Source organism: Nocardioides sp. S5-5, assembly GCF_054954065.1.
The window spans coordinates 229,701-241,815 of the sequence record NZ_CP199913.1; the positions used below are offsets into that span (position 1 = coordinate 229,701).

Consider the following 12,115-nt stretch of genomic DNA (forward strand, 5'->3'; position numbering starts at 1 on the left):
CGAAGGAGTCATGAACGTGGAGACGATCCCAGCAACGATCAGCGAAGCGGCGCGAGGTCTGCGCTCGCACGCCTACAGCAGCGTCGAGCTGCTCGAGGCATGCACCGCCCGAGCGGACGCCCTGGACGCGGTCCTCGGCGTCTACGTCGATCGGTTCCCCGAGCAGGCGCGAGCTGCTGCGGAACGTGCCGACGACGAGCTGGGCAGGGGTGTCGACCGTGGTCCGCTGCACGGCCTGCCGATCGGGATGAAGGACATCGTGCTGACCGAGGAGGGGCCGACGACCGGCAACACCACCGCCGTGAACCCCGCGTGGGCCCGGCGCCGCGACGCGCCGGTCGCGGCACGGCTGCGCGAGGCCGGCGCGGTGATCACCGGCAAGGTCTCGACGATGGAGCTCGCCCTCGGGATCCCTGACGAGACGAAGCCCTTCCCCTATCCGCGCAACCCCTGGGACCCGGCGCGATGGGCCGGTGGATCGAGCTCCGGGAGCGCGGCCGGCGTCGCCGCGGGAATGTTCCTCGGCGCCGTCGGGAGCGACACCGGGGGAAGCATCCGGATCCCGTCGTCCTATTGCGGGACGACCGGCCTCAAGCCCACCTACGGCCTGATCGACAAGCGCGACGTCATTCCGCTCGGCAACTCGCTCGACGTCCTCGGACCGATGACGCGTGACGTCGGTGGCGCGGCCCTGATGCTCGCCGCGATGGCCGGTGACGCGCCGCGTCGGGTCGACACGCCGTTCGGGACCGGCCTCGACGGTCGCGCGCTCCGGGTGGGCGTCGACCGCGGCAACCTCGACGGCGATCACGTCCACCCGGACCTGGCGGCGGTCTTCGACGCGGCCATCGGCGAGCTCACGTCCTCTGGTGCGCGGATCAGCGAGGTCACCGTCCCGCTGTACGACGAGGTGACGGCGGCGACCATCATCACCTGGAACTGCGAGGCGCTGGCCTACCACCGCGCGAACCTCGCCAGCCAGTGGGACGCTTTCGGCACGTCCGTGCGCTCCGCGCTCGTCGCGGGGTCGGTCTTCAGCGCGACCGACTATATCCAGGCGCAGAAGGTGCGTCGGCTCGCTCAGCAGCGGCTGTGCGCGATGTTCGAGGACGTGGACCTGATCATCTCGGCGCCCGTGACGAGCATCGCCCCGGAGATCGAGGGATTCGACCAGGCCAAGCTGTACGCGAGTGTCTTCACCAACTACTGGAGCGGTGTCGGCAACCCGGTCGTGAACGTGCCGATCGGCTTCAGCGGCGAAGGCATGCCGTTCGGCTTCCAGATCGCCGGCCGCTGGTTCGAGGAGGACCTCCTGCTCGCCGCGGCGGACCGGTACCAGTCCCAGACGCCGTGGCATCTCGCCACGCCTGCGCTCGCGGAAGGAGCAGCTCATGCCTGACCCGACAACTGTCATCGATCTCGCTTGGGAGTCGGCGGCGATTCAAGGAGACGCCGCGGCGCGGGCGGTCGTCCGTGCCGACCTCCCTCGGCTGCAGGGCCTGGCGGCGCTGGTACATGTCGTCGCGGACGCCGTGGAGCTGGAGCCCGGACTGGTGTTCCAGTGTCCGGTTCCGGGCGCGGACCGGGACGGCGCGGCATCGTGACGGGTCGAGAGGAGTCGGCCGTGCGTCACCTGCTGGACGCCGCGGGTCTGCGGCTGAGCGAGGAGGAGGTGGCCCAGCTCGCGACGGCGTACCCCGCTCACCGTGCGATGGTCGAGACGCTGTACGCCGTCGCGACCACCACGGACGACGAGCCCCAGCTGTCGTTCTCGCCGGAGGTGCGGACGGCTGAGGAAGGAGGACGCCATGGAGCGCGATGAGGGTGCCGCGACGTGCCGGCAGGTGTCGGACGTCGACGGCCTTCCGCTCTCGATAGCCCGGGCCGCGGCCGACCTCCGCGCGGGCACGCTCAGCGCTGTCGACCTGACCCGTCGTGTGCAGAGCCGCGCTGAGCGACTGGACCCGCTGATCGGCGCCTACGTGACCCCCTTGTTCGACGAGGCGCTGGCGGCCGCCGAGCAACGTGACCGCGAGCTGGCCGAAGGGGTGGAGCGAGGCCCGCTGCACGGGATCCCGGTGGGCATCAAGGACATCATCACGACGTCCGACGCGCAGACCACCGCTCAGAGCCTGGTGCTGGACCGGTCGTACGGCGACCGGGGTGACGCTCCGGTTGTGCAGCGGCTGCGGGCTGCGGGCGCGGTCGTGGTCGGGAAGACCACGACCATGGAGTATGCGCTGGGGGCTCCGGACCCGAGCAAGGGGTTCCCGACGCCGAGGAACCCCTTCGACCTGGAGCGCTGGCCCGGCGGCTCCAGCTCCGGCACCGGCAACGGGGTGGTCTCAGGGCTCTTCCTCGCCGGTCTCGGCACCGACACGGGAGGCAGTGTTCGGCTCCCGTCGGCCTGGAGCGGGATCAGCGGTCTCAAGCCGACCTTCGGTCTCGTGCCCAAGAACGACTGCGTGCCCTTGGCGTGGACATACGACGCCATCGGTCCGATGGCCAGGAGCGCGCGGGACTGTGCCGCGGTGCTGAGCGCGATCGCGGGCCACGACCCGCGCGACCCGTCGTCCGTACGTCGCCCGGTCGGCGACTATCTGGCCGAGGTCGAGCGCCCCCTCGAGGGCGTCCGGGTCGGCGTCGACCACTCCCTCAGCGACGACCCGCGTTGCGACCCGGAGATCGCGCGCCTGTTCGCCGAGGCGCTTCCGGTCTTCGAGGCGGCCGGCGCCACGGTGGTGCCGTGCCGGCTGCCGATGTACGAGGAGATGACCGTCGTCACGGCCGTGGGCCTGACCGCCGAGGCGTTCGCCTATCACCGTGAGACCCTCGGCTCGCAGTGGGACGACTACGGCGAGCCGACGCGGATGGCGGCGGCGTACGGTGTGATGACGTCGGCGGCCGACTACCTCCAGTCCCAGCGAGTGCGGCGGGTGGGCCTGCGGGCGGCGCACGACGTCTTCCAGGAGGTCGACGTCGTGCTGCACCCGAGCTGTCTGCTGCCGCCCCCGCAGCTGGACGGCCTGTCCTTCGACTCGATCGTCGCGGCCATCCACACCAGGTACTGGAACGCTGTCGGGTTCCCTGCCATGTCGATCCCGATGGGGTTGACCGATGCCGGTCTGCCGGTGGGACTGCACCTCGGTGGCCGGCCGTTCGACGACGCCGTGGTGCTGCGTGTCGCCGCACAGTTCCAGGACCGCACGACGCACCACCTGGTCGAGCCGCCGCTGGTGGCGAGTACGTTGCGCGGGGCCACGACAGGCGGCTGACTGGTTCGCGACCTCCCGGAGATGCTCCGGACCGGGGTCGGCGCCCGTCGATAGGGTGAGCGCCATGCACCTCCCCCCGGCGCGGCCCGGGGAGTCCTCGGACCCGTTGCGCGCAGTCGACCTGTTCTGCGGCGCGGGCGGGCTGGCGTGCGGTCTCACCGAGCGGGGCTTCGACGTGCGGCTCGGGTCGGACGTGTGGCGGCCGGCGGCGGCGACGTATCGGGCGAACTTCCCGGGACACGATTTCGCCGAGATCGACGTGCGGGACCTGTCGGCCGCCGAGATCGTGCGCGCCAGCGGCGGGAGTGCGCCCGACCTGATGGCGGGCGGGCCGCCCTGCCAGGGGTTCTCGTCGGCGGGGACGCGGGCGGACGGCGACGTACGCAACACGCTCGTGGGCTGGTACGCGCGCCTGGCGGCGGAGGTCCGGCCGCCGGTCGTCGTCTTCGAGAACGTGGAGGGCTTCCTGACCGCATCCGAGGGCAGGTTCGTCGTCGACCTGCTCGACCCGCTGATCGAGGCGGGCTACGTCATCGGCCTGGAGAAGCTGAACGTCGCGAACTTCGGCGTGCCGCAGCTGCGCAAGCGGGTGATCGTGATCGCGGCGCTCGGTCGCCGGCCCGGCCGCATGACGCCGACCAACAGCGCGTCGGGAGCCCCGGGGGTCTGGCGCGTGGGTGCCGGGCTGCCGGCGACGGCGACGGCGGCCGAGGCCCTGGCGCGGGTGTCGGTCCATCCCGACGACCGGTGGGCGGCGGCGCGGGAGCCGGGTGAGCTGGAGCTGGCGCGCATCCGTGCGCTCCGGCCGGGGCAGACCATGCGCGATCTGCCCGAGCATCTGCAGCACCAGAGCTGGGCGGCGCGGGCCAACCGCCGGGTGCGCGACGGGATGCCGACCGAGCGGCGGGGCGGGGCGCCGATCGGGCTTCGCCGACTGCGGGCCGACGAGCCGTCGAAGGCGATCACCGGAGCGGCGACGCGGGAGTTCGTCCACCCGACCGAGGACCGCACGCTCACCCTCCGGGAGGCGGCGGCCCTGCAGACCTTCCCCGACAGCTTCCGGTTCGTCGGCAACAAGGCCGAGGTGGCGACGATGATCGGCAACGCGATCCCCCCGAAGTTCGCCGCGGAGCTCGCCTCGGCCGTCCGCGGCACGCTGGCGCAGCCGGTGGAGGCGCTGGACGCCGAGGTCGTCGACTTCCGGAGCACGAACGCCGAGGCGATGAGCCCGGCCCTGGCCCGTGTGGTGAGCTTGGTCGAGCGGCGCTACAAGATCGCGCAGCCGGCGCTCGCCGGGCGCTAGGCGCGGAGGGCGCCGACGCCATCCCGGAGGGGGCGGCGACTTCTTGCCGGGGCTCAGGTAGGCCACCCGGCTGCGAAAGCACTGATCTGAACAGGATGGAGATGGCCCATGGAGGAGCGTGACCTGCACACCCGGTTGCGAGGGCTGGTGTACGCCGGCGACAGCGCCGCGCTGGTCTCCCTGCTGGCCGAGGATCCTTGGCCCGAGGACGCGCTGCAGCTGATCGGTGACGGACTGGTCACGGCCTTGCGTACAGGCGTCGATCGGGCTGCCGGGCCTGCTGCCACCTGCGTGGCTCGGCTCGCGGAGCGTGACTGGGACGGAGACGCCGAGCTCGTCGCCGCCCTCGAAGCAGCCGACGGCACCGGACCCACCTCGATGCTGCGGTCGTTGGCTGTCGACCTCGAAGAGCTCTCGATGATCCTCGAGGGCGATCCGATGTACGGCGGAGGCCGGATCGACCTGGCGAGCGGCGAGGTCTGGACTCAGTCCTCCCTCGAGTACGGCCGCGAGAGCGGCGAGATCGATGAGGACGACAACGATCCCGACCGGTGGCTGTGGGTGCATTGCGAAGGCTCCCGCGACGGGTTCCGCGACATGGAGGGGTTCATCGATCGCCTCGACGATCGCCGCCTTGCGGACAGGCTGAGCCGTGCCTTGTCGGGACGGGCACCGTTTCGTCGCTTCAAGGACGCTCTGGCCGAGGAGCCAGACCACCTGGTCCGGTGGTTCGCGTTCTCGAACGACCGCCAACGCGGCCGGGCCCGGAGTTGGCTGGCGGTCCAGGGCTACACGCCCGTCCGTAGATGAGCACGGGTGGGGAGCCGCGGAGGCGGTCCGCCAGCGGGTGGGCCCGGCTCCCTGTGGAGGGACGATCCGGCGATGGGCGACATCTGATGTGATGGGCCCGACCGACGACATGCGTCACCGAGGGGCTGGACAGTGGGAAAGAACAACCAGGCGCGCCGGGCTGCCAAGGCGCGCCAGAAGGCGCGGCGGGGCACGCCGCGGAGCAGGGGTGAGCGGGGCGATGCAGGCCCGTTCGGGTACGCCGAGCAGCCCCGCCCGACTCCGGACCATCAGGTCGTGCGGACGCTGTGGTTGAGCGCGTTCCTCGCCGGCGATGCCGACGTCCATCGGCTGCCGGCGACGATGCGCGAGCTGGAGACCCATCCGGCGCGCCTGGTCGACGACCAGGCGCAGAGCCTGCTGGTCGAGCTGGTCGGCGAACTGTGGGCCGGAGGATGGCAGCCGGTCGAGCTGCGCCGGCACATCCGGATCGAGACGAGCGCGCTGCTCGCCCGGCTCTGCGAGCTGGTCATCCACGTCGACCATGACGAGCGGACCGGTCAGGCGCTGGATGCGAGGTGGGCACAGCAGGTCGCTTCGCTCGGCGGCCGCACCCTGTCGACGCGGGGACCGTGGCTGACCGAATGGCGTGAGCGGGAGAGCCTGACCCGGACCGAGGCTCACCGCGAGGTGGTGGTGTTCGCGCGGGTCGCGGCGCGCCTCGGCTCGCTCGACGTCCTGGTCCCGCCGCCGGGCGCTCCGGCATCGACGGTCACCGTCGGGGCACCGCTGCGCGGTCTCGGGCAGCACCCCTTGCTCGACCGCGTCCGCAAGCTGCTGGCCAAGGCGGAGGCCACGGAGTTCGAGGAGGAGGCGGCCACCTTCACCGCCAAGGCCCAGGAGCTGATGACCCGCCACGCGATCGATCAGGCTCTTCTCGACCACCCGGACCCGGGCGACGTGCCCCGGATGACCCGGATCCCGATCGACGCGCCCTATGCCGACGCCAAGTCGATGCTCCTCAGCGTCGTCGCGGCGGCCAATCGGTGTCGTGCCGTCTACCTCACCGGCCGGCACATGAGCAGTGTGCTCGGGCACGCCGACGACCTGGCCGTCGTGGAGCTGCTCTTCACCTCCCTGCTCATCCAGGCGCAGCGGGCCATGGCCGACGCCGGCCGCGGCGCCGCCGGCCGTCGCGCGCGCAGTGCGTCGTTCCGCTCGTCCTTCCTCATCGCCTACGCCGACCGGATCTCGCAACGGCTCGAGGTGGTCAACGCCTCGGCGCTCGGGGAGGAGGGCGTCGTGTCCGCGCTGCCGGTCCTGCGGGCACGGGAGGAGGCGGTGCAGGACTTCGTCACCGAGCGGTACGGCGACTCGCTGAGGGAGTCCTCGCTGCGGGGCGGCTACGACCACCTGGGCCGGCTCCATGGTCGCCGTGCCGCCGACGAGGCGAGCCTGGATGCGGGGCAGCTCACCACCTGAGGTCCGACTCACCGGACCAGCGCCGGTTCGGGCGCGGCGGCCGCGGTGGTCGCCGAGCGGCGGGCCCGACGCGGCCAGGCCCGCTCGCCGAGCAGCACCAGCACGGCGGGCAGGACGACCAGCCGGATCACGGTGGCGTCGATGAGGATCGCGGCGGACAGCCCGACGCCCATCATCTTCATCTCCATCATCGACAGCGTCGCGAAGATGGCGAACACCGAGACCATCACCGCGGCGGCGCTGGTGACCACGCCGGCGGTGTCGGCGATGCCGCGGTGGACGGCGTCGCGGGCGGGCAGGCCGCGGTCGACGAGCTCGCGGATCCGGCTGAGCACGAACACGTGGTAGTCCATGGACAGCCCGACCAGGACCACGAGCACGAAGATCGGGATCCACTCGATCACGAAGCCGGGGCTGGTGAAGTCGAGCAGGTCCGCGCCGACCCCGTGCTGGAAGACGATCGACAGCAGGCCGAAGGCCACGCCCACCGACGCCAGGTTGAGCACCGTCGAGACCAGCCCGAGCAGCACGCTGCGGAAGGCCAGCACCATCATGACCATGGTCAGCAGCAGCACGAAGCCCAGCAGCCACGGCATCCGCTGGTCCCTTTGCTGCTGGTGGTCCAGCGACTCCGCCGCGCCGCCGCCGACCGCCCACGAGCTGTCCTGCCCCAGCCGGTCGAGTGCCGCCGGGGCGAGGGTCGAGCGCAGCCGCTCGATGGCCGCGGTGGCGCGGTCGTCGGACTCCTCGTAGGGCAGCGGCAGGTCGACGACCGACGTGGCGCCGTCCGCGGAGGTGCGCACCTGGACGCCGTCGGTGACGAAGCCGTCCCGGCCGGCGGCGGCGGTGAGCCGCTCCAACGCGGGCCCCGCCTCGTCCTCCGGCGCGCCGGTGACGACGACCTGCGCGGCGGTGCCTTCGGCGGGGAACGCCGTGGTGATCGCGCGCAGCGTCTGCACGGCGGGAATGTCGGTGGGCAGGGTCTCGATGCTGGCCTGGTGGGTCTTCAAGCCGAAGGCGGGTACGGCGAGCGCGACCACGCCGACCGAGGAGACGACCAGCGCGACGACGGGGTGGCGGACCACCGGGCCGAGCACCCGGCCGCTGATCGTGCCCGACGGGACCCGCCGGGTGAGCCGCCACAGCAGTGGCAGCCGGGGCCGGTCGACCCAGCGGCCGAGCTTGACCAGCAGGGCCGGCAGCACCGTGATCGAGCCGAGGACGGCGACCGCGACGACGAGGATCGCGCCGGTGGCCAGCGAGTCGAAGGTGACGTCGGAGAGCACGAACAGCCCGGCCAGCGCGGCGATCACGGCGCCGCCGGACACGAGGATCGCGTGGCCCGAGGTCTCGGCGGCGATGGCGACCGCGTCGAGCGTCGTACGGCCGGCGGCGCGCTCCTGACGCTCCCGCTTGAGGTAGAAGAGCGAGTAGTCGACGCCGACGGCCATGCCGATCAGCACGATCATGCTGAGCACCGTCGACTCGGCCGGGACCAGCCACGAGATGGGCGCGCTGATGCCGATCGTCGCGGCGACGCTGGTGGCGGCGAGCAGCACCGGCAGCCCGGCGGCGATCAGCGCACCGAAGGCCAGCAGCATCAGCACCAGCGTGATCGGCAGGCTGATGAACTCCGCGGAGTGCAGGTCCTCGCCGACCCGGTCGTTGATCGCCTCGTCGATGGTGACGTCGCCCGCCTGCGCGACCTCGAGGTCTGGGTGCGCCTTCTGGACGGCGGCGGTCACCGCGAGCAGCGGTGCGGCGTCGACGTCGTCGGAGGTCAGCTCGACGGGGAGGAGGAGGGCCGCCCCGTCGGCACTCGGTACGGCGTCCCCGACCCCCGCCACGCCGGGCGCGATCCGCATCCGCTCGGCAATCTCGGCCGCCGCGGCCCGACCGGCTGCGGTGTCCAACCGGCCCGACCGGGCGCGGATCAGCACGCTCTCGGACGGCGGCCGGTCGAGACCCGCCTGCTCGACCATGGCCTCGGCCCGGCCGGACTCGCCGACCCGGTAGTCGGCGTCCTGGACGTCGTTGGTGGAGACGGTGGCGGCCAGCCCGACCGCGACCACGACGAACGCCAGCCAGGCGCCGATCGCGCGCCACGGATGGGTGGCGCTCCAGCGGGCGGCCCGGGTGGGCACCGCACTCAGCGAGAGGGACATGAGGACTCCTGGGAGAGGGGTGGGAGAGATGGATCCAGACTTCCGACGCGGGGGCGCACGGTCAGGGGTGGAGCGTCCCGTCCGCCGGTGGTGCCTGCACCACTGCGCGATCCGAGCCGGTCGGTCAGGATGGAGTCGTGCAGCACGTACCGACCCGACCCGCCGGCTCCCTCAAGGTCACCGGTGTGGCGCTCGCCCAGGTGCTGCTGTTCGTGCCCGTGATCGTGGTGTTCGTGCTGATCGTGGTGAGCAGCGTGCTCACCGTCGTGTGGGTCGGGATCCTGCTACTGCTCGGCGTGCTGCCGCTCGGCCGGCTGATCGCGAACGCCCACCGGCGGATGGCCGCCACGGTCATGGGGGAGCCGGTGCCCGCGCCGTACCTGCCGCCGCCGCCGGGTCCGCTGCGCGCGCTGCGGGCCCGTGCGCTCGATCCGGCGACCTGGCGCGACCTACTGTGGATGCTGTGGGCGATGACCGGCGGCATCGTCTTGTCGTTCCTGGTGTTCTTGCTGATGATCGCGGTCGTCACCCTGCCGCTGTGGCGCTACGCCGCCGTCCCGCTGATGCAGGCCCGCTCCTGGGTCGATCGCGCCATCCTCTCGCCGGGCCGCACCGAGGAGCTGGTGCGCCGGGTCCACGACCTCACCGCCTCCCGTGCCGTCGTCGTCGACCACTCCGCCGCCGAGCTGCGCCGCATCGAGCGCGACCTGCACGACGGCCCGCAGGCCCGGCTGGCCGCGGTGTCCCTCAGCCTGGGCCTCGCCGACGACCTCTTCGAGACCGACCCGCTGGCCGCCCGGAAGCTGATCAACGAGGCCCGCGGTACGTCGTCCACCGCGCTCGGCGAGCTGCGCGACGTGGTCCGCGGCATCCACCCGCCGGTGCTCGCCGACCGCGGCCTGACCGGCGCGGTGTCCGCGCTGGCGCTGGACATGGCGGTGCCGGTGGAGCTCGCGCTCGACGTACCGGACCGGCTGCCGGCGCCGGTCGAGTCGGCCGTCTACTTCGCGGTCGCCGAGTGCCTGGCCAACACCGCCAAGCATGCCGGCGCCGCGCAGTCGTGGGTGACCCTGCACCACGACGGCGCCACGCTGCGGGCCGAGGTCGGCGACGACGGCCGCGGCGGCGCCGACCTGCGCACCGGCTCCGGCCTGCCGGGGGTGGCCGCCCGGCTCGCCGCCTTCGACGGCATGCTGTCGGTGTCAAGCCCCGTCGGGGGACCGACCGTCGTCAGCTGGGAGATCCCGTGCGCATCGTCCTCGCCGAAGACCACGCGCTCCTGAGAGCCGGCCTCACCCAGCTGCTCGAGGCCAAGGGCTTCGAGGTGATCGCCGCCGTCGACAACCTCACCGAGCTCGAGCACGCGCTCGACGACCCCAGCGCCGAGGCGGCCGTGGTCGACGTACGGATGCCGCCGACGTTCACCGACGAGGGCCTGCGCGCCGCGATCGCCGTCCGGACCCGGCGCCCGGGCTTCCCGGTGCTCGTGCTGTCGCAGTACGTCGAGCAGCTCTACGCCCGCGAGCTGCTCGCCAGCGGCGAGGGCGCCGTCGGCTACCTCCTCAAGGACCGCGTCTCCGACGTCGCCGAGTTCGTCGACGCCCTGCGCCGGGTCGCCGGCGGCGGCACCGTCCTCGACCCGTCGGTGGTCGCCGCCGTCCTCGACCGCCGCCGCGACACCCCCGTCGACCGGCTGACCGAGCGGGAGCGTGAGGTGCTTGCGCTGATGGCCGAGGGCCGCGCCAACGCCGGCATCGCCCAGGCGCTGGTCGTCACCGAGAAGGCGGTCGCCAAGCACATCAACAGCATCTTCGCGAAGCTCGACCTGCCCGCCGACACCGACGACCACCGGCGGGTGCGGGCGGTCCTGGAGTGGCTGCGGTTCTAGGCCCTTGCTGCCCCTGGCGATACTCGACCCCATGAACCCCGTCGACATCGCCGAGCCGCTGCGGTCCCGCTGGAGCCCGAGCGTCTTCGACGCGCACCATGAGCTCACCGACGCCGAGGTCACCCGGCTGCTGGAGGCCGCCCAGTGGGCGCCGAGCTCGGGCAACCGGCAGCCGTGGCGCTACGTCGTCGCGCCCCGCGGCAGCGCCCAGCACGCGGCCTTCGTGCCCCACCTGAGCCGCGGCAACTCCGGCTGGGTGCCGCGGGCCTCGCTCGTTCTCCTGTCCGTGGTCGAGCTCGGCCAGGACGGCGTCGAGCTGCGTGACGTGCTGATCCCGACCCACGACGTCGGGCAGGCCTCGGCGCACATCACCCTGCAGGCACGGGCGATGGGCCTGCACGCCCACCAGTTCGGGGGGTTCGACCACGACGGCGCGGCCGCGGCCCTCGGGATCCCGGACGCCGCGCGGCTCCTCGCCGGCATCGCGGTGGGCGTGCGTGGCAACCCGGCCGAGGTGCCCGAGCGCGACGCCGAGCGCGAGCACCGCGAGCGCCACCGCCGCCCGCTCGCCGAGACGGCGTACGGCGCCTGGGGAGTGGCCTGGTCCGGCCTGACCCCGTCCGGGCCGACCGTGGCCGAGCGCGACTGACCGAGCCCGGGGCCCGGGGCGTGCGTGCCAGACTGGCTGGATGACCTCCCTCCACGACTTCAAGGCCACCGCGATCGACGGCCAGGAGGTCGACCTGTCGTCGTACGACGGCTCGGTCGTCCTCGTCGTCAACACGGCCTCCAAGTGCGGGTTCACCCCGCAGTACCAGGGCCTGCAGGAGCTCTACGACTCCTACGGCGACCGCGGCTTCGCCGTGCTCGGCTTCCCGTGCGACCAGTTCGCCCACCAGGAGCCCGGCACCGACGACGAGATCGCCGCCTTCTGCGAGCGCAACTACGGCGTCTCGTTCCCGATGTTCGCCAAGGTCGACGTCAACGGCAAGCAGGCCCACCCGCTCTACCAGTGGCTGAAGAAGGAGCAGGGCGGGCTGATCGGTGGCGCGATCAAGTGGAACTTCACGAAGTTCCTCCTCGGCCGCGACGGCCAGGTCATCGACCGCTACGCCCCGACCACCGAGCCGGCCAAGATCTCCGGTGACATCGAGCGCGCCCTCGGCTGAGCGCTCCTGGTGTCGGTTTCTCAAGGGATGCAGCGAAACCTGCA

12 protein-coding genes are annotated in these 12,115 nt (G+C 72.5%); 11 read left to right on the forward strand and 1 reads right to left on the reverse strand.

Features of this window, described 5'->3' with window-relative positions; genetic code table 11:
* Positions 1-10: 10 nt before the first annotated feature.
* The 7 genes from ACUP6Y_RS01020 (at position 11) to ACUP6Y_RS01050 (ending at position 6,849) form a co-directional block, all read left to right on the forward strand.
* Entirely contained in the window at positions 11-1,399 is a 1,389-nt protein-coding gene (locus tag ACUP6Y_RS01020; RefSeq protein ID WP_462553737.1) for an amidase, read from the forward strand.
* Positions 1,392-1,604, forward strand: a complete 213-nt coding sequence (locus ACUP6Y_RS01025; protein WP_462553738.1) for a hypothetical protein — start codon at positions 1,392-1,394, stop codon at positions 1,602-1,604. The genes ACUP6Y_RS01020 and ACUP6Y_RS01025 overlap by 8 nt, the downstream gene beginning before the upstream one ends.
* 20 nt (positions 1,605-1,624) lie before the next feature.
* The gene (locus tag ACUP6Y_RS01030) at positions 1,625-1,822 is read left to right on the forward strand and encodes a hypothetical protein (RefSeq protein ID WP_462553739.1); all 198 of its coding nucleotides are present in this window, start codon (positions 1,625-1,627) and stop codon (positions 1,820-1,822) included.
* Positions 1,809-3,275 carry an amidase gene (locus ACUP6Y_RS01035; protein ID WP_462553740.1) on the forward strand — a complete coding sequence of 489 codons (1,467 nt, stop codon included), beginning with the start codon at positions 1,809-1,811 and terminating at the stop codon, positions 3,273-3,275. The genes ACUP6Y_RS01030 and ACUP6Y_RS01035 overlap by 14 nt, the downstream gene beginning before the upstream one ends.
* 64 nt (positions 3,276-3,339) lie before the next feature.
* The gene (locus ACUP6Y_RS01040) at positions 3,340-4,578 is read left to right on the forward strand and encodes a DNA cytosine methyltransferase (RefSeq protein ID WP_462553741.1); all 1,239 of its coding nucleotides are present in this window, start codon (positions 3,340-3,342) and stop codon (positions 4,576-4,578) included.
* A gap of 108 nt (positions 4,579-4,686) precedes the next feature.
* The gene (locus ACUP6Y_RS01045) at positions 4,687-5,388 is read left to right on the forward strand and encodes a UPF0158 family protein (RefSeq protein ID WP_462553742.1); all 702 of its coding nucleotides are present in this window, start codon (positions 4,687-4,689) and stop codon (positions 5,386-5,388) included.
* A 132-nt stretch (positions 5,389-5,520) separates the two neighbouring features.
* A complete protein-coding gene (locus ACUP6Y_RS01050; protein ID WP_462553743.1) occupies positions 5,521-6,849 on the forward strand; it encodes a DUF2786 domain-containing protein in 1,329 nt (442 codons plus the stop codon).
* A gap of 8 nt (positions 6,850-6,857) precedes the next feature.
* On the opposite strand, the gene ACUP6Y_RS01055 is transcribed toward ACUP6Y_RS01050, so the two are convergent.
* The gene (locus ACUP6Y_RS01055) at positions 6,858-9,014 is read right to left on the reverse strand and encodes an MMPL family transporter (RefSeq protein WP_462553745.1); all 2,157 of its coding nucleotides are present in this window, start codon (positions 9,012-9,014) and stop codon (positions 6,858-6,860) included.
* A 137-nt stretch (positions 9,015-9,151) separates the two neighbouring features.
* Between ACUP6Y_RS01055 and ACUP6Y_RS01060 the strand changes: the two genes are divergently transcribed.
* The 4 genes from ACUP6Y_RS01060 to ACUP6Y_RS01075 are packed head-to-tail and all read left to right on the forward strand — an operon-like array spanning position 9,152 to position 12,071.
* Positions 9,152-10,297, forward strand: a complete 1,146-nt coding sequence (locus ACUP6Y_RS01060; protein WP_462553746.1) for a sensor histidine kinase — start codon at positions 9,152-9,154, stop codon at positions 10,295-10,297.
* The gene (locus ACUP6Y_RS01065; RefSeq protein ID WP_462553748.1) at positions 10,261-10,902 is read left to right on the forward strand and encodes a response regulator; all 642 of its coding nucleotides are present in this window, start codon (positions 10,261-10,263) and stop codon (positions 10,900-10,902) included. The genes ACUP6Y_RS01060 and ACUP6Y_RS01065 overlap by 37 nt, the downstream gene beginning before the upstream one ends.
* Before the next feature lie 31 nt (positions 10,903-10,933).
* Positions 10,934-11,551: a nitroreductase family protein gene (locus ACUP6Y_RS01070; RefSeq protein WP_462553749.1), complete on the forward strand. Its 618-nt coding sequence runs from the start codon at positions 10,934-10,936 to the stop codon at positions 11,549-11,551.
* Between the two features lie 40 nt (positions 11,552-11,591).
* Complete coding sequence (locus ACUP6Y_RS01075; RefSeq protein ID WP_462553750.1) at positions 11,592-12,071, forward strand: glutathione peroxidase; 480 nt, start codon at positions 11,592-11,594, stop codon at positions 12,069-12,071.
* The last annotated feature ends 44 nt before the right edge of the window (positions 12,072-12,115 follow it).

Excerpts from the sequence above, each read along its gene's own strand:
- ACUP6Y_RS01045 (WP_462553742.1), top strand. The coding sequence starts at position 4,687 with ATGGAGGAGCGTGACCTGCACACCCGGTTGCGAGGGCTGGTGTACGCC.
- ACUP6Y_RS01020 (WP_462553737.1), top strand. The coding sequence starts at position 11 with ATGAACGTGGAGACGATCCCAGCAACGATCAGCGAAGCGGCGCGAGGT.
- ACUP6Y_RS01040 (WP_462553741.1), top strand. The coding sequence starts at position 3,340 with ATGCACCTCCCCCCGGCGCGGCCCGGGGAGTCCTCGGACCCGTTGCGC.
- ACUP6Y_RS01075 (WP_462553750.1), top strand. The coding sequence starts at position 11,592 with ATGACCTCCCTCCACGACTTCAAGGCCACCGCGATCGACGGCCAGGAG.
- ACUP6Y_RS01055 (WP_462553745.1), bottom strand. The coding sequence starts at position 9,014 with ATGTCCCTCTCGCTGAGTGCGGTGCCCACCCGGGCCGCCCGCTGGAGC.
- ACUP6Y_RS01070 (WP_462553749.1), top strand. The coding sequence starts at position 10,934 with ATGAACCCCGTCGACATCGCCGAGCCGCTGCGGTCCCGCTGGAGCCCG.
- ACUP6Y_RS01025 (WP_462553738.1), top strand. The coding sequence starts at position 1,392 with ATGCCTGACCCGACAACTGTCATCGATCTCGCTTGGGAGTCGGCGGCG.
- ACUP6Y_RS01035 (WP_462553740.1), top strand. The coding sequence starts at position 1,809 with ATGGAGCGCGATGAGGGTGCCGCGACGTGCCGGCAGGTGTCGGACGTC.